The organism is Enterobacter sp. MGH 16 (assembly GCF_000493175.1).
Classification (GTDB): Bacteria; Pseudomonadota; Gammaproteobacteria; order Enterobacterales; family Enterobacteriaceae; genus Enterobacter; species Enterobacter roggenkampii.
In genome coordinates, this window is the sequence record NZ_KI535695.1 from 312,361 (window position 1) to 331,549 (window position 19,189).

Sequence of the window (19,189 nt, forward strand, 5' to 3'; positions counted from 1 at the left end):
GTAAGCGCAGCGCCACCCGGCAACAACGGCTACTTCGTGACGCGATCGTACCAGACCATATCCGCGTTCAGCCCCTGCTGATACCCCTTCACGTTATCGCGCACCACGATCTGGGTTTTGCCCTGATCGACGAACACGTACGGCGAGCTCTGCTGCAGCTGTTCCTGCATTTTCTTGTACAGATCCATACGTTTCGCCGGATCCGGTTCGGCAACCGCCGCCAGCGTGGCCTTGTTCAGCTCCGGGATTTTCCAGCCGTTCAGTCCGGCCACGGTGCTGGACTTCCCGTCGTTCCACGCGAAGGCGCTGGCGTTGGAGTGCGCATCGAAGTAGTCCGGGATCCACAGACGGATCGCCGCCTGATGCTGCTTCGCGCGCACGCGGGCATAGACCTGGCTCCCGGCGGCAGGCAGCAGATCCACCTTCACGCCACCCTGCGCAAAGCTCGCCTGCATCGACTGGGCAATCGTGATAAACGGCGGCTTGTTCTCCACGTCCAGCGTGAAGTGCGCGTCCTTAATGCCCGCTTTGGCGAGGATTGCCTTCGCTTTTGCCGGATCAAATTTAAACGGATTGTCTTCCAGCGCGCCCGGCAGGCCGACCGGCAGGAAGCTCTGGTGAACAAAATACTGGCCTTTCAGCAGGTTCTTCGTGATGCCGTCATAGTCGACCAGCCAGCGCGACGCTTCCCAGAACGCCGGGTTGTTCAGCAGCGGATTGGCGCTGTTGCCGGTGTTAAACACCAGGTAATTCTGCTCCGCAGACGGGATGCTCAGCACCTTCACGCCCGGCTTGCCGTCCAGGGCGCTAATCTGGTCTGCACCCAGATCGCGCGCCACGTCCGCATCCCCCTGCTGGATCAGCAGGCGGCGTGAAGCCGGATCGGGGACGTTCTTAATGATGATGCTTTTGAGCTTCGGCGCGCCGCCGGGGGCGGCGTCGTTAGCTTCCAGCACGATGGCCTGATGCGGCTGATAGACGCGCATTTTGAACGCGCCGCTGCCCGCCGAGTGCATTTTCAGCCACGCGTTACCGAAGTCGTTATCCTTGACGTTCGCGGCGACCTCTTTTTCATCGACGATAGAGGCAATCGGCGTGGAGAGAATATTCAGCGCCACCGACGGGCTGACGTCCGCCGTCCAGTGAAGCTGGAGGGTATGAGCGTCCACCTTTTTCAGCTGGCTGGCGATGTTGCTCGCGTCCCAGCCCAGCACGTTGAGGATAAAGGCCGGGGATTTGTTCAGCGTCACGGCGCGGGTATAAGAGAAGATCACGTCTTCCGGGCGCAGCGGGTTGCCGGAGGCGAATGTCGCATCGGGTTTAAGCTTGATGGTCAGGGTTTTTGCTGCCGCGTCCGCTTCCCAGCTTTCTGCCAGAATCGGCGTGATTTTTTCCGGATTATCGCGGTCCGGCTGTACCAGACGCTGGTACAGGCTCGGCACGGTCTGGATGCTGGAGAGCTCGTTGGCTTCGGCCGGGTCGAGGCTCACGATATCATCAAGCCCCTGGGCAACCACCAGCGTGTTGGGCGGCGTAGCGGCGTGGGCGGCGCCTGAGAGCGCAGCCAGCACCAGTAACGGCAACAGTTTTTTTGTCATAGCGATCCCTGAGAAGAATATATTGTGATTGTTTTATGCTCCGCTACGTTAGGGCGACTGTGACATTCCACAAAGTCGAAATTCAGCTTTACTTATGCCTTCCGGGAATATCGCATGCGCTCGGGCTATTAAAACACGCTGCTTTTCGCGCGCTTTTTAACCTGCTATAACAAATGCCTTACCTTTCAGGGAGTCACCGCCGTGCCCGAAATCAATCAACATGGTCAAACCGTTAACGATATCGTTCCCGACTGGAAAGGCGCGCGCGCGTTAACCCGCACGCCGCTGTTCGGCCAGTATTGTCGCCTGGAGCCGCTGGACGCCGATCGCCACGCGGCCGATCTCTTTGAGGCCTACGCGCTGGGAGACGACAGCGACTGGACGTGGCTTGCCAGCACGCAGCCCACGAGCGTGGAAGCCACCGCGCACTGGATCATGGCGAAGGTCATGGACGATGAGCTGGTGCCGTTTGCCGTCATTGACTTACGCAACGAACGGGCGGTGGGGCTGGTGAGCTATATGGCTAACGAGCGGCTGTTGGGCTCGGTGGAAATTGGTCACGTCACCTGGTCGCGCAAAATGAAAGGTTCCCGCATCGGCACCGAAACGGTGTGGCTGCTGCTGAAAAATGCGTTTGAGCACGGCTATCGGCGCCTCGAGTGGAAGTGCGATTCCATGAACGTAGCGTCGCGCAGGGCGGCGGAGCGGCTGGGGTTTGTCTGGGAAGGACGCCTGCGCCAGAAGCTGGTGCGCAAAGGGCGCAACCGCGACAGCGATATGCTTTCTATTATTGACGGCGAATGGCCGCAAAGAGACGCGGAGCTGCGCGCCTGGCTGGCGGCAGAGAATTTTGACGAGGAAGGGCGGCAGATAAAGCGGCTTGAGGCGTTTCGGTTATAAGTTTTTTATGTAGGGTACAGCGTAAACGCGCGGTTAATCCGCGGAAATCGCGATTTCAATCAGGTTGGTTTTTCCTGACTGCAGGCCGCGCGTTACCGCTTCGGCGATATCCGCAGCCTCGGTCACCCGGCAGCAGTGGACGCCCATGGCGGTGGCCAGCGACTGAAAATCGATATGCGGGTTCACCAGGTCCATCCCGATAAAACGCCCCAGCCGCGTTGAGCTGTAGTCAGCCTGGCTCTTCATAAAGTTTTTCAGGATGTTGTACTCCCTGTTATTCATGACGATAAAGGTGACCGGCAGATTTTCGTGTGCCGCCGTCCAGAGCGCCTGCGGCGAGTAGAGGGAGGCTCCGTCTCCAACTAAACACACTACCGGCTCGCGGCCCAGCCCCAGCGAGTGACCTACTGCTGCGGGCATCCCCCAGCCCAGTCCGCCGCCGCGCATAAAGTAGTAGCGCTGGTGCTGCTGGTCAGAGATGAACCGGCGGACATGCCTGGCGGTCGCTATCGCCTCATCCACGATGGTGGTACCCGCCGGAATGGATCGGATGACTTCCCAGGCTGCGACCATCGGCGAAAGGGCCGGGCGTAGCCGCTCGACGGCCAGACGTTCCTCCTGCTGCTGCCACTCCTTCTCTCGTTCGTCGCGGGCCGCCACCAGCAGCCGCTGGTGGGCCAGCGTGCTGGCGATCAGGCGCTGCTTAAGCTTTGGCAGCAGTTCGTGCAGGGACAGTTTGATATCCCCCATCACCGAAAGGCGAGTGGCATAGGTGCGGCCAAGCTCGTGCATATCCGCCGAAAGCTGATACACCGCGCAGGTCGCCGGAATGGCCTCCCCCTCGCTGTACAAAATAGTGATCAGGCTTCTGCCGCCGATGATGAATACGGCATCGTAGGCGTTGATGATGCTGGCGATTTCGCTGGCGGTGGTGGGCATATTGCCCCGCCAGAGGGCGTGCTGAGTGGGAAAAGGTAAATTCAGCGGCCAGGAGGAGCCGTAGACGTGGGCGCTGAGCGCTTCCGCCAGCTCGACAATCTCCTGCGTCGAGCCGCTGGAGTGCACCTCATCACCCGCCACAATCATGATCCTGCCCGGCGCGATCTCGCTGAGCGCCTCCGCCAGCTCGTCCAGCGAGCCCGCCACGGTGTGGTAGTTTACTCTCGACGCCGTCTGTATTCCGGCGTCGCTCAGCTCTTCCATCACGTTCATCGGCAGGGAGAGCAGCACCGGGCCGCCAGGAGGATAGCTGGCAGCGTGAAACGCGCGGCGCACCAGCACCGGGAGCTGGTCGGCGCTGGTGACCTCCTGCGCCCACTTCATGACCGGAGAGCCGATGGACACAATATCATCATACAGCAGCGGGTCGCGGACGTAGTGCCGCGTATCCTGCTGTCCAACGGTCACCACCAGCGGGGTTTTCATGATCCGCGAATTAATGAGATTCCCCATGCCGTGCCCCAGGCCGCTCGCGGTATGCAAATTGATAAAGCCCGTTTTGCGGGAGGCTTTCGCGTAGCCGTCGGCAATCGCCACCACGGTGCTCTCCTGAAGCGCCAGAATATAGTGAATATTTTCATGGCGAAGCAGGGCATCAATGAGCGGAAGTTCGGTGGTGCCGGGGTTGCCAAAAATATATTCCACGCCTTCACTCTCCAGCACTTCAAGAAGAATATCGGCACCCGTTCGCATATTGAGATCTGATAAGGACGTTAATGATTTAATCATACTGACACCTCATTCAGCATTATTTAACCCAGGCTAAAATTCTTCCTGCGTCGGACGAACAACAATTTCATTAATATCAACGTCGCCAGGCTGTTCTATGGCAAATAAAACCGCGCGGGCAATTGCGTCAGCCGGAATAGCCTGCTTATAAAACTCATGGAGAAATTTTTTGCTCTCTTCGTCAGAACTGCCGAATTGCAGCTCGCTTTCGACGGCACCGGGCGAAATAAGCGTCGTGCGGAGGGTTTTACCCGCCTCCTGACGTAAGCCTTCACTCAGCGCGCGGACGGCGAATTTTGTGGCGCTGTACACCACGCCGCCAGGTGCCAGCACCTTGATGCCCGCAACGGAGGCAACGTTAATAAAATGCCCGCTGCCCTGACGCTGGAACAATGGCCACGCGGCCGCGATGCCGTACAGCACCCCTTTCAGATTGGTGTCAATCATCTTGTCCCATTCGTCGGTTTTCAGCTCGCTCAAGGGGGCGATAGCCATAAAGCCCGCGTTGTTGATCAGCACATCCACGCGCTGGTAGGCGGCAACGGCAGCGTCAATGGCGCGCTGAACCTCCTCCTGACGGGTGACATCGGCCTTCACGGCTATCGCCTTGCCGCCTTGCTGAATAATCTGATCCACCAGGGCATTAATTCTGTCCAGACGGCGCGCCACCAGCACCAGCGAAAACGCGTTATTCGCTAAATGGAGGGCAATCGCCTGACCAATACCGCTGCTGGCACCGGTAATAACAACAACCTTGTTTGCACTATTATTCATGATCTTATCTCGCTATTGAGTGATGCAAAAAATAAAAGGCAGAGAAGCGTTAATGAATAATGACAAATTCATTAACGCGGTTTTTGATATATTGTGTATCGGGAATAAAATGATGTTCGTTTAAAACTTAATGGAGTATGGAAGAGTCTGTCAATGTCGTTTTTTAATAATTACATTAATTACAGGCTTAATATTTAATTCTTATAGGTAACCGAGAATAGTATATAAATGAAATGGGGTCACGATAGCGGCCCTGCGAACAGGACCTGAGATTACAATTTGCCACTGTAAAGCACCGGGCCTGTGGGGAGCCCAGTGGGCGATCCGCCCTCTGGTTCAAGGCTTATGGCTATCGTGGCGTCAGGAGGGAGCGTTGTGTTCCTGAGGGTGACGCGTGTCGGTATGTCGTTATGCAGCAGCCCCATGGAGACCGGTGCCTGCCCGCCTGGGATCAGCCAAAGCTGGAGGCTGTGTTGCGCCGCGACGGCCGTCGGCCGAAGAGGGGCAATGCTCAAGTGCTGGCGGCTGGCATCCGCGCTGACGACCCATTCCCCGTGCTGTTGGGCATCGTTGAGGACGATCAGAGGAACGAGTTCCGGTGTACGGGTGGCATACCAGGCAACGACCGACAGGGCGGCGAGGGAGGCCGCAACCATCCAGCCGACATAAGGCCGACTTTTGCGTAAAGGCTTTTTGGGCGGCAGATCGAGGGCGATTCTTTTCCACACCGTCTCGGGTGGAGGGACGGGCACAAGATGACTATCCAGCGTGCTGAACATTTTCTGCCAGTACGCGACGCGGGCGGCCAGAGCGGGTTCACGGAGGACCCTTTTCTGGAACTGAAGCCGTGCTCCTCCCCGCAGCGTGCCGAGGGCATACTCTGCTGCCAGCATGTCGTCGCGTTTTTCTGCGTCATTCATAGCCCCACGCACTCCCGAAGATGATCCATTGCCCGACGTATCCAGCTTTTCACCGAGCCCACGGGCTGGTGGAGCCAGTCGGCAATGTCGCTGTGAGACATTCCCTGATAGTAGGCGAGCGTAATGCTCTGACGCTGCTCGCTGCTCAAATGTTCGAGACAATGCCTGAGCCGTTCTGCCTGCGCATCGTCGTGCCAGTTATTCTGCTCATCGCTTTCGCTCAGCAGAATATCTTCCGAATACGACTCTTCACGGGCTGCAGCCCGGGTTTGCCCGCTGCGCAGCCAGTCAATACAGCGGTTGCGCACAATGTGCGTAAGCCAGGTCATCGGGGAGCTCAGGGTAGCGTTATAGGTTTCGGCTTTACTCCAGACGGTGACAAAACAGTCGTGAAGGATCTCTTCTGCCCAGGCGCGGTCGCGCAACATGCGCAGCGCAACGGCAAACAGGTGAGGCGATGTGAGTCGGTAAAGTTGTTCAAATGCGCGGCGATCGCCGTTAGCGATCGCCTGCATTAATTTCAACTGCTGTTCAGCCAGCGCGTTATCCATGTTTTTCCCGGAAGGCAACGTCACACTTCCGAAGTATAGACAACTACTTAGGCATCAGGACGGTATCAATCACATCGATCACGCCATTTTTCTGATGAACGTCATAGGTGCTGATGTTCGCCACGTTACCTTTACCGTCCTTAAGCTGAATATTGTGCGGGCCGTTACTCATGATCCACAGCGGTTGGCCGTTAACGGTCTTCAGCTCCGCGTGACCGCCGCCCTGTTTAATTTTCTGCTCCAGCGCTTTCATATCGTAATTACCGGCGACCACGTGATAGGTCAGAATGCTGGTGAGCGTGGCTTTGTTTTCGGGTTTGACCAGGTTCTCGACCGTGCCGGCAGGCAATTTCGCAAACGCCGCATTGGTTGGGGCAAACACGGTGAATGGCCCTTTGCTCTGGAGCGTATCCACCAGCCCGGCCGCTTTGACGGCGGCCACCAGCGTAGTGTGATCTTTCGAGTTCACGGCGTTTTCAACGATATTTTTGCTCGGGAACATCGCCGCTCCGCCCACCATCACGGTGTCTGACGTCATGGCTGCTGATGCGCCTGCACAGAAGAGTATCGCGCTGGATACGAATGCAACACTGAGTAGCTTTTTCATCATTTATCCTCGGATTAAGGAGCAAAGGCGTTGCTCACATACTCATATACGAGGGGCGGGGGGAAACTGGATGCAGGGAAATGAAAATAAATTTATGGCGGGGAAGTGAATTCCCTCTCCCCGGTGGGGAGAGGGCAAATGACTTAGCGTCTCACCGGTGCCCCGTTCGCCACATAATACGCCGCCGTGCTCTTCGCCAGCGGCTCGCGACCGCGAATGGCATCGGCAATCTTCTCGCCAATCATAATGGTGGTGGCGTTCAGGTTGCCGGTGATGATCTGCGGCATAATCGACGCATCCACCACGCGCAGCCCTTCCAGCCCGTGAACGCGGCCTTCGCCGTCGACCACCGCCATCTCGTCGTAACCCATCTTGCAGGTGCCGCACGGGTGGAACGCCGTTTCCGCGTGGTTGCGCACGAATTCGTCCAGCTGCTCGTCGGTCTGGCAGTCAATGCCCGGGCTGATTTCACGGCCGCGGTACTTGTCCAGCGCGGGCTGGTGCATGATCTCGCGGGTGATGCGGATCGCGTCGCGAAACTCCTGCCAGTCCTGCTCGTGGGACATATAGTTGAACAGGATCGCCGGATGCTGGTGCGGATCGCGCGACTGGATGCGCACGTGTCCACGGCTCGGGGAGCGCATGGAGCCGACGTGGCACTGGAAGCCGTGCTCTTTCACCGCGTTCGAGCCGTTGTAGTTAATCGCCACCGGCAGGAAGTGGTACTGAATGTTTGGCCACTCAAACTCTTCACGGCTGCGGATAAACCCGCCCGCTTCGAAGTGGTTGCTCGCGCCCACGCCGGTGCCGCCAAACAGCCACTCCGCGCCAATCTTCGGCTGGTTCCACCACTGCAGGGCAGGGTAGAGGGAGACCGGCTCCTTACATTCGTACTGAAGGTACATCTCCAGGTGATCCTGCAGGTTTTCCCCCACGCCGGGCAGATCGTGCACCAGCGGGATATCGAACTGCTTCAGCAGGTCAGCGTTGCCCACGCCGGAGCGCTGGAGGATCTGCGGGGAGGCAATCGCCCCGGCGCTCAGCAGCACTTCTTTTTTTGCCGTCGCTTTGGATGGGATGGTGCTTTCACCCTCCAGCCACTCGACGCCCACCGCGCGCTTGCCCTCAAAGAGGATGCGATCGGTCATGGCGTGGGTGCGGATGGTCAGGTTCGGACGCGGTTTCGCCTGATCCAGATAGCCGCGCGCGGTGCTGGCGCGTCGGCCCTGCGGCGTGACCGTGCGGTCCATCGGGCCGAAGCCCTCCTGCTGATAGCCGTTGAGATCGTCTGTGCGCGGATAGCCCGCCTGCACGCCCGCCTCCACCATCGCCTCGAACAGCGGGTTCACGCCCGGTTTCGAGGTGGTAACGCTCACCGGGCCGTCGCCGCCGTGGTAGTCGTTCGGCCCCACGTCGCGCGTCTCTGCCTTGCGGTAGTAGGGCAGGCAGTTGAGGTAGCTCCAGTGCTCCAGGCCCGGCTCTTTCGCCCAGTGGTCGAGGTCCATCGCGTTACCGCGGATGTAGCACATACCGTTGATCAATGACGAGCCGCCCAGCCCTTTGCCGCGTCCGCACTCCATGCGGCGGTTGTTCATGAAGGGTTCTGGCTCGGTTTCGTACGCCCAGTTGTAGCGCTTGCCCTGCAGCGGGAACGCCAGCGCGGCGGGCATCTGGGTGCGGAAGTCAAATCGGTAATCCGGCCCGCCTGCTTCAAGCAGCAGGACGGTGGTGTTCGGATCTTCAGTCAGTCGTGTAGCCAGCACGTTGCCGGCAGAGCCGGCCCCGATAATGATGTAGTCAAATTGCAAATAAACCTCCCGGTTAAAATATGGACTGGAATTTACCCATCTCAACCTGGATGGACTTCACCTGGGTGTAGCTCTGCAGCGTCATCACGCCATTCTCGCGGCCAATGCCGGAGTGCTTGTAGCCGCCGACCGGCATCTCTGCGGCGGATTCACCCCAGGTGTTGATCCAGCAGATGCCCGCTTCGAGCTGATGAATGGCGCCGTGGGCGCGGTTCAGGTCGGCCGTGACGATGCCTGCCGCCAGCCCGTAGTCGGTGTCGTTGGCGCGGCGAATCGCTTCTTCATCGGATTCGTAGGTGAGGATGGACATCACCGGGCCGAAGATCTCTTCGCGCACGATGGTCATCTCGTCGGTGCAGTCGGTGAACACGGTTGGGGCCACCCACGCGCCGTTATCGAAGCCTTCGCCCTTCAGCACGTCGCCGCCGCACAGCACGCGCGCGCCTTCCTCTTTGCCTTTGGCGATGTAGCGCATCACGCTGTCGCGGTGCGGGAAGCTGACCATCGGGCCAAAGTTGGTAGCTCCATCGAACAGATCGCCCGCGCGGATGCGGCCCACGCGCTCAACGATTTTCTGCTCAAACGCGGCTTTGAACTTAGCCGGGACAAACACGCGAGTGCCGTTGGTGCACACCTGGCCGGAGCTGAAGAAGTTGGCCATCATGGCGATGTCCGCCGCGAGATCCAGATCCGCATCGTCGAAAATAATCAGCGGGGATTTACCGCCCAGCTCCATCGTCACCTCTTTCAGGGACGAGGCCGCCGAGTTGGCCATCACCTTTTTGCCGCTGGCGACGCCGCCGGTAAAGGAGACTTTCGCGATGCCCGGATGCTCGGTCAGGTACTGGCCGGTCTCCGCGCCCACGCCCGGCAGGACGTTAAACACGCCGTCCGGCAGGCCCGCTTCGGTGTAGATCTCGGCAAGCTTCAGGGCGGTAAGCGGCGTCACTTCGCTCGGCTTGAAGATCATCGCGTTACCTGCCGCCAGCGCCGGGGCGGATTTCCACAGGGCGATCTGGATCGGGTAGTTCCACGCGCCGATGCCCGCCACCACGCCCAGCGGTTCGCGGCGGGTATAGACGAATGAGGTCTCGCGCAAGGGGATCTGGCTGCCTTCCAGCGCCGGGATCAGCCCCGCGTAGTACTCCAGCACGTCCGCGCCGGTGACGATGTCGACGGTGGAAGTTTCGGAATACGCTTTACCGGTGTCGAGGGTTTCCAGCTTTGCCAGCTCGTCGTTGCGCTCGCGCAGGATGTCGACGGCGCGACGCAGAACGCGGGAGCGCTCCATGGCGGTCATCGCCGCCCAGATTTTTTGCCCGCGCGTTGCGCTTTCTACGGCGCGATCGACGTCTTCGCGCCCGGCGGCCTGTACGGTCGCCAGGACTTCACCGTTGGCCGGGTTGATGGTCTCGAAGGTGCGACCGCTGGTGGCCGATGTATAACCACCATTGATATAAAGCTGCTGTTCTGCCATTCGGGACATAAATTCTCCTCGGTTATTCGGTCGGTAAATGCTGGCTGATAAAGTGGCTGGTGAGCGACTGCGCCAGGGTCTTATCCAGCGGCTTGCCGCTCAGCGCGGCGCGCAGCCACAGCCCGTCGATCAGCGCCGCCAGCCCATATCCCGCCTCCTGGGCCTGCTCGCGCGGAAGCTCGCGGCGGAACTCGTACACCAGGTTCGACAGCAGGCGGCGGCTACTCACCTGCTGCAGGCGGTAGAGCATGGGCTGATGCATGCTGCTTGCCCAGAAGGCCAGCCAGGCCTTCATCGCCGCGCTGCTAACCTGGGTTTCATCAAAGTTACCGCCGACAATCGCCTGCAGACGCTGCTCCGCGCTGCCGTTCGGCAGGGCGTGCAGGCGGCTTAATACCGCATCGCGCAGCTGGCCGGTGATGTCGCGCATGGTCGCTTCCAGCAGGCCGTTTTTGTCTTTGAAATAGTGACTGATGATCCCCGTGGAAACACCTGCCCGACGGGCGATCTGCGCGATCGTCGCGTCGTGCATTCCCACTTCATTTATTGCTTCCAGCGTGGCGTCGATAAGCTGCCTGCGCCGGATCGGCTGCATCCCCACTTTGGGCATTATTGCCACTCCATTCATCAGCGTTGGTTAACCATTAAAGCGGTTTTTGATTGGACGTTCAATATAAAATGTGTCTTAATTGTTGCGGATTTGGATTTTAATAGTTACAAAAACAGTGAGGATACTGGATGACAGACCTTTCACAGGACAGAGAAAAAGACAAAATCAACCCGGTCGTTTTTTATACGTCCGCCGGGCTGATTTTGTTGTTTTCCCTGACAACGATCTTCTTTCGCGATTTTTCTGCCGAGTGGATTGGGCGCACCCTGAACTGGGTATCGAAGACCTTCGGCTGGTACTACCTGCTGGCGGCCACGCTCTACATCGTCTTTGTGGTCTGCATTGCCTGCTCGCGCTTCGGCTCCGTGAAGCTCGGGCCAGAGCAGTCCAAGCCCGAGTTCAGCCTGCTGAGCTGGGCCGCGATGCTGTTTGCCGCGGGCATCGGCATTGACCTGATGTTCTTCTCCGTGGCGGAACCGGTCACGCAGTATATGCAGCCGCCGGAAGGGGCAGGGCAGACGATGGAGGCCGCGCGCCAGGCGATGGTCTGGACGCTGTTCCACTACGGCCTGACCGGCTGGTCAATGTACGCCCTGATGGGCATGGCGCTGGGATACTTTAGCTATCGTTATAATTTGCCCCTCACCATTCGCTCCGCGCTGTACCCGATTTTCGGTAAAAAGATTAACGGCCCGATTGGCCACAGCGTCGATATCGCGGCGGTGATCGGCACCATCTTCGGTATTGCGACCACGCTCGGGATTGGCGTGGTGCAGCTCAACTACGGGCTGAGCGTGCTGTTTGATATTCCGGATTCGATGGCGGCGAAAGCGGCACTGATTGCGCTCTCCGTCATTATTGCCACCATTTCGGTGACGTCGGGCGTCGATAAAGGCATCCGCGTGCTCTCCGAACTGAACGTGGCGCTGGCGCTGAGCCTGATCCTGTTCGTGCTGTTTATGGGCGACACCTCGTTCCTGCTCAATGCCTTAGTGCTGAACGTGGGCGACTACGTAAACCGCTTTATGGGCATGACGCTGAACAGCTTCGCCTTTGACCGTCCGGTGGAGTGGATGAACAACTGGACGCTGTTCTTCTGGGCGTGGTGGGTCGCATGGTCGCCGTTTGTCGGCCTGTTCCTGGCGCGTATTTCGCGCGGGCGCACCATCCGCCAGTTTGTGATGGGCACGCTGATTATCCCGTTCACCTTTACCCTGCTGTGGCTGTCGGTGTTCGGCAACAGCGCGCTGCATGAGATTATCCACGGCAACGCGACCTTTGCACAGGAAGCGATGGCGCACCCGGAGCGCGGCTTCTACAGCCTGCTGGCGCAGTACCCGGCGTTCACCTTTAGCGCCTCCGTGGCGACCATTACCGGCCTGCTGTTCTACGTCACCTCGGCGGATTCCGGCGCGCTGGTGCTGGGGAACTTCACCTCAAAGCTGAAGGACATCAACAGCGACGCGCCGAACTGGCTGCGCATCTTCTGGTCCGTCGCCATCGGCCTGCTGACGCTCGGCATGCTGATGACCAACGGCATCTCGGCGCTACAGAACACCACGGTGATCATGGGGCTGCCGTTCAGCTTCGTCATCTTCTTTGTCATGGCCGGGCTGTATAAATCGCTCAAGGTGGAAGATTACCGCCGCGTCAGCGCCAGCCGCGACACCGCCCCGCGTCCGATGGGCGCGCAGGACAGGCTGAGCTGGAAGAAACGCCTGTCGCGCCTGATGAACTACCCGGGCACGCGCTACACCAACCAGATGATGGAGACGGTCTGCTTCCCGGCAATGGAAGAGGTGGCGCAGGAGCTGAAGCTGCGTGGCGCCTACGTGGAGCTGAAAAACCTGCCGCCGGAGGAGGGTGAAACCCTGGGGCACCTGGATCTGCTGGTGCACATGGGCGACGAGCAGAACTTTGTCTACCAGATCTGGCCGCAGCAGTACTCGGTCCCCGGCTTTACCTACCGGGCGCGCAGCGGGAAATCGACCTACTACCGGCTGGAAACCTTCCTGCTTGAAGGAAGCCAGGGGAATGATTTGATGGACTACAGCAAGGAGCAGGTGATTACGGATATTCTGGACCAGTATGAGCGGCACCTGAACTTTATCCATCTGCACAGGGAAGCGCCGGGAAATAGCGTGATGTTCCCGGATGTTTGAACCTTGAAGTGAAGAACGTAAAAAGGCATCGCCGCTGCCTTCATGCCGGGTGGCGGCGATGCCTTACCCGGCCTACAAAACCGGTTTACCATAGGCCTGATAAGCGAAGCGCCATCAGGCGTTAAATGTGCTTTGGGACTGAAAGGCAATATTTCCTTGATTTATATTCACCATTCTGTTTTTCTTTCTGCGCAGATTTCATCCATGCATCATCATAAATAATATTGCCTTTAACATAGTTCCATTGAATGCCACGAAATCGCAGGCCTACTACTTCATGCATGTTAGGGGCAGAACTGCCTGGATAGTATACATGCGTAAAATCTAAAGATGATATTACCACGCTATCAAGCGTGATGGTGTAGATCTCTCTTTCTGCTCCCGCTTCAATAATTTCATAATATTTAATAATGGCTTTTTGCAGGCGTCTTCCTTCGCAAGCGACAACGGCAAGGTAAGGACTTACCTTATCTAATTGCTTATGCAGCGTAACCGGGCCATGCTGTCGTGTTCCGGTCATATTTCCGGTATGACTATCGACGGCTTGTTTTACACCATAGCTGCTGTTCATGATTTCGATAGCACCTTCTCGACCTGGCATCATACATTCGCCCTGTACGAGCATTCCGTTCTCGTCGTAGAGAAATAGGTAAGCGGGTAGTGACATTATCGTTCTCCTAAATTTATTAGCTTGCCATTTTTATCGATATCGAACTGATGTACATATTCTTTGCCATTTAAGTTGTAGTGAATTACGTAAGTATGTTCATTCTCCCATTTAATATTCATACAAGTATCAGGATAGGAAGCGTTTAAATCACCGTATCCGGATCCCGTCACTATGCTTATCTGATGGGCTTTGCTTGAATAAATTGTATAATATTTCAAAATGTCATTTTTATTTATGCTGAAACAAATATGATTGCCGTTAATAAAAGTTAGTCGTGTTTTGGGGGCTCGTTTACCACCGGGACAGCCGGTAATTGAAATACATATAGCAATAATAACCAGCAGTTTTTTCATCCGGGAAATCCTTTTAAAACTGTTTTATATTTATTCAGGAGGTAATAGAGCGTTTCTTTAAGATGCAGATCCCGGTATTGTAATAAGCTCTGATTTTTCTCCAGACCAAAATATTTCAATAACCAGTAATCGCTTACAATCGATGCTTGCTGCTCTAACCCATAATGCAATAAATCTACTTTATCTAAGCTATAAGTATAGTCAGCAATACCGGAAAATAATCCTCTGGTCCTGACAAACATCCCTTTTTGTGTTTGCCAGACGTGCATCATCTCATGCATAAATCTATGCTTCTTAACTAAGTCGTCCTCTAATGAGAAATCAGGTGAATAAGTTTCTTCTCTAAACCACATTTCACCATTGGGACTCATCGCTATATCGACAGGCTGGAGATTAAAAGGAAGATAACTTTCCCTGTGCACCCACACCAGATGATAATGGATACTGTAACCGTAAAGCGTCTTCGCGAGGGCTATCTCACCGATGGTGAGTTGTCGGATACCGCCTGGGTTAATCGGGGTTCCTGAGGTGGGAATAATGCGTTCATTTACCGGCATTATAAATCCATTGTAATAATGTGATTATTGGGTTTTTATCCTACTCCTGTCGAAATGGAAAAGAAGATTGATATATTCCTAAAAAACGATTTTTGCGTTGTGAGAAATAAATCAAATAGGGAATGAAAGAAGATTTTCGAAACCTGATGAGCGTTACAGCAAAGTGATCGCGTGGTCGCCATGAAGCAGCCAGTGAAGTGTAAATAGAGTTCCTACTTTAAACTCAGCCTGTGGGTAGGTCAGCGCTAGCGTGAGTGTTTTCTCATTGAGTCTTGTTATGCGGGCACAGTCAAAACCCATGTAAATCTTCACCCGCGGGTAGAGTGCCTTAAACAGACTCTCTTTGGCGCTGAATGCAAGCGTCAACGCCAGCGCAAAGGGGTAGCCCGAGCGCGTCAGGCACATCGCTTCCTGTGCATTAATGATGCCGTCCTGGATTTCTCGGGCTTCTCGGTCAGGAAGAATGGCTTCGCAATCAATACCCACAAGCGCGTCTGGATAACGGACGGCAACCGCCATCGCCTGCGTGCCGCTGTGGGTGATGCTCCCTGAAACGCCTTCCGGCCAGAGCGGTTCACCGCTGGGGCCGATGCCGGGCACGGTGTGGTCAGGTAAGGCATGCGCGGCGGCGATGCGCCCTGCCAGATGCTCGGCTTTGCGTTTGCGCCCGGCGTTTGCAAGCTCAGCGTGGTGGGGGAGCCAGAGGAGATCGGCGTCGGTGAAGGTGGTTGGGTCGAAGGTGACGTGGTTTACGGTATGGCCGGCGAGAATGAACGTGCGGTGGGTGGTGTGCATGGTTTCCCCTCTATCAATAAATAGTGCGGCCTGATGCCCTCACCCAGCCCTCTCCCACAGGGAGAGGGCGGCGTTGTTGCCTTTATCAGAATCGCGTATTCACGCTCATATACCACGTGCGGCCTGGCTCATTATAGGTATAAGCCCCCGCGCCGTACATATACGCGCCGGTGGTGGCGTTCCCGGTCGTCTGGGCATTACCCGCACGCCACTGGCGCTTGTCGAAGACGTTATCCACGCCGCCGGTCAGGCTGACGTTTTTGGTCATGTCCCAGGTCGCGCTCAGACCAACGATGCTGTACGGGCTGACCTCGTCTTTTTCAGACCCGGTCACCGGCTGACCTTTGTAGTTGTACTTCTTCGGCTGCTGCTTGCCGTACCAGGTAAAGGTCGACTGGAGCGACACGTCCTGATGAACCTGCCAGCTCAGTGTCGAGTTCAGCGTGTACTCCGGAATGATCGACAGACGGTCGCCGGTCTCCTTGTTCTTGCTCTGCAGCATGTAGGTGATGTTGTTGGTCCAGTTAATGGTGTCGCTGACCGGCACGTTCAGGGAGCCTTCCAGCCCTTCAACCACCGCTTTCGGCACGTTTTCCCACTGGTAGATATCCGTCTGCACTTTACCAGATGAGGTGTGGCCGATCGGCGCGTAGCCCGCTTCGATCTTGTTGCGGTAGTCGTTGCGGAACCAGGTCACGCCCGCCAGCCAGCCGTCGCGCTTCCACTCCAGACCAATCTCTTTGTTGATGCTGGTTTCGGCCTTAAGGTCGTCGTTACCCATCATGTAGCAGCCTACGCCGTCGGAGCTGGCGTAGCAGCCCTGACCTTTGCTGTAGAGCAGATAGTTCGGGTTGGTCTGATACAGGCTTGGCGCTTTATAGGCGCGGGCGATGCCCATTTTCAGCGTGAAGTCATCCCCCAGACCCTGCGACAGGTTCAGGGACGGGCTCCAGTTGTTGCCGACGATGGTGTGGTGGTCGAAGCGCAGGGCAGGGGTCAGCATGGTGCTGTCGGTCAGCTCCATGTTGTTCTCAGCGAACAGGGAGAAGATTTCCGCTGAGGTGTACGGGCTGCGATCGTTACTCATGCCCGGAATGGTGCCGCCCTGCAGGGTTTGCGTGAAGGAGGTGGAATCTTTCATGCGCTGCTGGTTCCACTCGGTACCCAGCGTCAGGTTCTGGTTAACGAGGAAATCAATCGGCAGGTTGATTTCGCTGTGCAGCATCACGTCGGCCAGATCGGTGTCGGTAAATTTATTGCTGTTGAACAAGCCTTCCGTACCGCCCGCCAGCCCTTCACCCAGACGGGAGTTGCGGGTGTGCTCGTACTGCGCCCAGTTGCTGGTGGTAATGCCGTTATCCCAGCCGCCGTTCCAGGTCACCGCGAAGTTCTGGCGATAGATACGGTTGGTCTCTTTGCCGTAGTTCTTTTTCACCAGGCCGCTGGAGCTGTTGTCGTTGTTGGTGTTCTGGGTATCACCGGCGTAGAGGTTATTCTGACGGCTGTAGCCCGCCTCAAATTCCAGAGACTGCATCGGCGCAAAGTCCCAGCGCACCACGCCGTTGATGTCTTTATTTTCTACACCCTCGCGGCCAGCAGGCAGCGTGTCGGCGTAGGCACCGGTACGGTCAGACTGGTGACCCTGGTTGATGTCCCACGCGTCGGCCTGGGTTTTGTCCAGGTTACCGAACATGCGGAAGCTGAAGTCGCCGCCCAGCGGGCCGCTCAGGCTGAAGTTGGTGCGCTTGGTGGAACCTTCATCCTTGTGCTCAGGCGCATTCAGGTAGGTGTTCCAGGAGCCGTGCCACTGGTCGTCGAATTTTTTGGTGATGATGTTCACCACGCCACCTGCCGCGCCGTTGCCATAGCGCGCGGCGGCCGGACCGCGGATCACTTCGATGCGCTCGATCATCTCCGGCGGCACCCAGCCGGTATCGCCGCGGGTGTCACGCTCGCCGCGCCAGCCCAGACGGATGGAGTTTCGGCTGGTCACCGGCTTGCCGTCGATCAGGATCAGGGTGTTTTCTGGCCCCATGCCGCGGATATCAATCTGACGGTTATTCCCGCGCTGGCCGCTGGTGGAGTTACCGGTCAGGTTAACGCCCGGCATGGTGCGGATGATTTCAGCCACGTCCCGTGCGGGCGGATTTTTACGTATCTCATCGGCGGTGATGGTCGATACCCCCGGCGCCTGCAGATTCTGCTCGGCGGCGGTGATCACCATCGTGTCTTCGTGCTGCGCAGAGGCGGTGTTGTCGTCTGCCAGAGCAGGCAGCGCGACGCCATAAATCCCTAAATTGACCAGCAAGGCCAGAGAGTGAATCTTCTTATTCATTGTACGTCCTGCTTTTGTGGTTGTTTTATGAGCGCTTCCCACAGCGCGGGCACTACGCTATTGCAAATGCAAATAGTTATCAATAATATTATCAATAAAATTTGCTCTGAAACAAAAAAGACTGTTAAACATGAGGTTATAAGGGTGACGGCGTTAACAACGGGAAGTGAAGCGTGGTGGCAGTCGAAAAACGGGCCTGAATGGACGCCGGAAAAGGGAAACTATCGCGTCACGTTCTGGTGGCGTGACCCGGCAGGAACGCAAAGAACGTCACCGATCAAACGCGTCTGGCTCTACGTCACCGGCGTGACCGATCACCACCAAAACGCCCGCCCGCAGTCCCTCGAACGCATTCCCGATACCGACGTCTGGCAGTGGCAGGGCGAGTTCAGCCCCGAGTGGCGCGGAAGCTACTGTTTTATCCCTTCCGTGAATGAAAACGATTTTGCCAGCGTCGTGTTTGAAGGCGAGCAGCCGGAACGCATGGCGCTGCGTGAAGGCTGGCGCAAGCTGCTGCCGCACGCGGTTTCAGACCCGCTGAACCCGCAAAGCTGGCGCGGCGGGCGCGGCCATGCCGTCTCCGCGCTGGAGATGCCGCAAGCACCGGTTCAGCCGGGGTGGAATCATCCCGATACGCCGTATCAGCCGCCAGTCTGCATTGAGTGGGAAAGCGCGCGCCTGAAAAATCGCCGCCGCATCTGGATTTTCACCACCGGGGGCGACGACTCGGAACGCCCGCTGGCGGTGCTGCTCGACGGGCAGTTCTGGGCCGAAAGCATGCCCGTCTGGCCTGCGCTGGCGTCGCTCACCCGTGAAGGCAAATTACCGCCCGCAGTCTACGTCTTAATCGATGTTATCGATATGGCGCATCGCAACCGCGAGCTGCCGTGCAATCCCGACTTCTGGCTGGCGGTGCAGGAAGAACTTCTCCCCCTTGTTAAAAAACGCGTGCCGTTCAGCGACCGCGCCGACCGTACGGTGGTCGCAGGGCAAAGCTTTGGCGGTCTATCATCCCTTTATGCCGCACTGCACTGGCCGCAGCGTTTTGGCTGCGTGCTTAGCCAGTCCGGCTCCTACTGGTGGCCACACCGCGGCGGCCAGCAGGACGGGCTGTTAATCGAGCAACTTAAAACCGGCGAAATATCCCCTCGCGGGCTACGCATCCTTCTTGAGGCCGGGCGCAACGAGCCGCTCATCTTCCGCGCGAATCAGGCGATTTATGCCGAACTGCACGCACACCAACCGGTTATCTGGCGTCAGGTTGACGGCGGACACGATGCGCTTTGCTGGCGCGGTGGGCTGACGCAGGGGCTTATCACCCTCTGGCAGCCGCTTATTCACTAA

Annotated in this window: 17 protein-coding genes; 3 read left to right on the plus strand and 14 right to left on the minus strand. The window is 57.3% G+C overall.

Annotation, left to right across the window (positions count from 1 at the left end; genetic code table 11):
* Window positions 1-29: 29 nt before the first annotated feature.
* Entirely contained in the window at window positions 30-1,598 is a 1,569-nt protein-coding gene (locus tag L362_RS21220) for an ABC transporter substrate-binding protein (RefSeq protein ID WP_023343544.1), read from the minus strand.
* A gap of 201 nt (window positions 1,599-1,799) precedes the next feature.
* On the opposite strand from L362_RS21220, the gene L362_RS21215 reads away from it, so the two are divergent.
* Entirely contained in the window at window positions 1,800-2,498 is a 699-nt protein-coding gene (locus tag L362_RS21215) for a GNAT family N-acetyltransferase (protein ID WP_023326860.1), read from the plus strand.
* 33 nt (window positions 2,499-2,531) lie between these two features.
* Here L362_RS21215 and L362_RS21210 read toward each other — a convergent pair whose 3' ends face one another.
* From L362_RS21210 to betI, 8 genes are all read right to left on the minus strand, one after another.
* Window positions 2,532-4,226, minus strand: a complete 1,695-nt coding sequence (locus tag L362_RS21210; protein WP_023343545.1) for a thiamine pyrophosphate-binding protein — start codon at window positions 4,224-4,226, stop codon at window positions 2,532-2,534.
* A 33-nt stretch (window positions 4,227-4,259) separates the two neighbouring features.
* A complete protein-coding gene (locus tag L362_RS21205; RefSeq protein ID WP_023343546.1) occupies window positions 4,260-5,000 on the minus strand; it encodes an SDR family oxidoreductase in 741 nt (246 codons plus the stop codon).
* Between the two features lie 272 nt (window positions 5,001-5,272).
* Window positions 5,273-5,920 (minus strand): anti-sigma factor, encoded by a 648-nt coding sequence (locus L362_RS21200; protein WP_023343547.1) that lies wholly within the window; start codon window positions 5,918-5,920, stop codon window positions 5,273-5,275.
* Complete coding sequence (locus L362_RS21195; protein WP_023343548.1) at window positions 5,917-6,471, minus strand: RNA polymerase sigma factor; 555 nt, start codon at window positions 6,469-6,471, stop codon at window positions 5,917-5,919. Before L362_RS21195 ends, L362_RS21200 begins: the two co-directional genes overlap by 4 nt.
* Before the next feature lie 43 nt (window positions 6,472-6,514).
* Window positions 6,515-7,078 (minus strand): fasciclin domain-containing protein, encoded by a 564-nt coding sequence (locus tag L362_RS21190; protein WP_023326865.1) that lies wholly within the window; start codon window positions 7,076-7,078, stop codon window positions 6,515-6,517.
* 143 nt (window positions 7,079-7,221) lie between these two features.
* Window positions 7,222-8,886: a choline dehydrogenase gene (gene betA / locus L362_RS21185; RefSeq protein ID WP_008500974.1), complete on the minus strand. Its 1,665-nt coding sequence runs from the start codon at window positions 8,884-8,886 to the stop codon at window positions 7,222-7,224.
* A gap of 13 nt (window positions 8,887-8,899) precedes the next feature.
* Window positions 8,900-10,372 carry a betaine-aldehyde dehydrogenase gene (gene betB, locus L362_RS21180; RefSeq protein WP_023343549.1) on the minus strand — a complete coding sequence of 491 codons (1,473 nt, stop codon included), beginning with the start codon at window positions 10,370-10,372 and terminating at the stop codon, window positions 8,900-8,902.
* Between the two features lie 13 nt (window positions 10,373-10,385).
* Complete coding sequence (betI, locus tag L362_RS21175) at window positions 10,386-10,973, minus strand: transcriptional regulator BetI (RefSeq protein WP_023343550.1); 588 nt, start codon at window positions 10,971-10,973, stop codon at window positions 10,386-10,388.
* Window positions 10,974-11,101: 128 nt separating this feature from the next.
* Here betI and betT point away from each other — a divergent pair, with 128 nt between their 5' ends.
* Window positions 11,102-13,135 (plus strand): choline BCCT transporter BetT, encoded by a 2,034-nt coding sequence (gene betT / locus L362_RS21170; protein ID WP_023343551.1) that lies wholly within the window; start codon window positions 11,102-11,104, stop codon window positions 13,133-13,135.
* Window positions 13,136-13,256: 121 nt separating this feature from the next.
* On the opposite strand, the gene L362_RS21165 is transcribed toward betT, so the two are convergent.
* The 5 genes from L362_RS21165 to L362_RS21145 all read right to left on the minus strand — a co-directional run bounded on the left by L362_RS21165 (window position 13,257) and on the right by L362_RS21145 (window position 17,845).
* Window positions 13,257-13,802, minus strand: coding sequence for an Hcp family type VI secretion system effector (locus L362_RS21165; RefSeq protein WP_021242625.1), 546 nt, complete (start codon window positions 13,800-13,802; stop codon window positions 13,257-13,259).
* On the minus strand, window positions 13,802-14,158 hold the full coding sequence (locus tag L362_RS21160) for a putative T6SS immunity periplasmic lipoprotein (RefSeq protein WP_023343552.1): 357 nt from the start codon (window positions 14,156-14,158) through the stop codon (window positions 13,802-13,804). Before L362_RS21160 ends, L362_RS21165 begins: the two co-directional genes overlap by 1 nt.
* The gene (locus L362_RS21155) at window positions 14,155-14,715 is read right to left on the minus strand and encodes a hypothetical protein (protein WP_023334841.1); all 561 of its coding nucleotides are present in this window, start codon (window positions 14,713-14,715) and stop codon (window positions 14,155-14,157) included. Before L362_RS21155 ends, L362_RS21160 begins: the two co-directional genes overlap by 4 nt.
* 153 nt (window positions 14,716-14,868) lie before the next feature.
* Window positions 14,869-15,510 (minus strand): enterobactin synthase subunit EntD, encoded by a 642-nt coding sequence (gene entD, locus L362_RS21150; RefSeq protein ID WP_023343553.1) that lies wholly within the window; start codon window positions 15,508-15,510, stop codon window positions 14,869-14,871.
* A gap of 85 nt (window positions 15,511-15,595) precedes the next feature.
* On the minus strand, window positions 15,596-17,845 hold the full coding sequence (locus L362_RS21145) for a TonB-dependent siderophore receptor (protein ID WP_008500981.1): 2,250 nt from the start codon (window positions 17,843-17,845) through the stop codon (window positions 15,596-15,598).
* Window positions 17,846-17,989: 144 nt separating this feature from the next.
* Between L362_RS21145 and fes the strand changes: the two genes are divergently transcribed.
* Window positions 17,990-19,189 carry an enterochelin esterase gene (gene fes / locus L362_RS21140; protein ID WP_023343554.1) on the plus strand — a complete coding sequence of 400 codons (1,200 nt, stop codon included), beginning with the start codon at window positions 17,990-17,992 and terminating at the stop codon, window positions 19,187-19,189.

Excerpts from the sequence above, each read along its gene's own strand:
- L362_RS21220 (WP_023343544.1), bottom strand. The coding sequence starts at position 1,598 with ATGACAAAAAAACTGTTGCCGTTACTGGTGCTGGCTGCGCTCTCAGGC.
- L362_RS21210 (WP_023343545.1), bottom strand. The coding sequence starts at position 4,226 with ATGATTAAATCATTAACGTCCTTATCAGATCTCAATATGCGAACGGGT.
- L362_RS21205 (WP_023343546.1), bottom strand. The coding sequence starts at position 5,000 with ATGAATAATAGTGCAAACAAGGTTGTTGTTATTACCGGTGCCAGCAGC.
- L362_RS21200 (WP_023343547.1), bottom strand. The coding sequence starts at position 5,920 with ATGAATGACGCAGAAAAACGCGACGACATGCTGGCAGCAGAGTATGCC.
- L362_RS21195 (WP_023343548.1), bottom strand. The coding sequence starts at position 6,471 with ATGGATAACGCGCTGGCTGAACAGCAGTTGAAATTAATGCAGGCGATC.
- L362_RS21190 (WP_023326865.1), bottom strand. The coding sequence starts at position 7,078 with ATGAAAAAGCTACTCAGTGTTGCATTCGTATCCAGCGCGATACTCTTC.
- betB (WP_023343549.1), bottom strand. The coding sequence starts at position 10,372 with ATGTCCCGAATGGCAGAACAGCAGCTTTATATCAATGGTGGTTATACA.
- betI (WP_023343550.1), bottom strand. The coding sequence starts at position 10,973 with ATGCCCAAAGTGGGGATGCAGCCGATCCGGCGCAGGCAGCTTATCGAC.
- betT (WP_023343551.1), top strand. The coding sequence starts at position 11,102 with ATGACAGACCTTTCACAGGACAGAGAAAAAGACAAAATCAACCCGGTC.
- L362_RS21165 (WP_021242625.1), bottom strand. The coding sequence starts at position 13,802 with ATGTCACTACCCGCTTACCTATTTCTCTACGACGAGAACGGAATGCTC.
- L362_RS21160 (WP_023343552.1), bottom strand. The coding sequence starts at position 14,158 with ATGAAAAAACTGCTGGTTATTATTGCTATATGTATTTCAATTACCGGC.
- L362_RS21155 (WP_023334841.1), bottom strand. The coding sequence starts at position 14,715 with ATGCCGGTAAATGAACGCATTATTCCCACCTCAGGAACCCCGATTAAC.
- entD (WP_023343553.1), bottom strand. The coding sequence starts at position 15,510 with ATGCACACCACCCACCGCACGTTCATTCTCGCCGGCCATACCGTAAAC.
- L362_RS21145 (WP_008500981.1), bottom strand. The coding sequence starts at position 17,845 with ATGAATAAGAAGATTCACTCTCTGGCCTTGCTGGTCAATTTAGGGATT.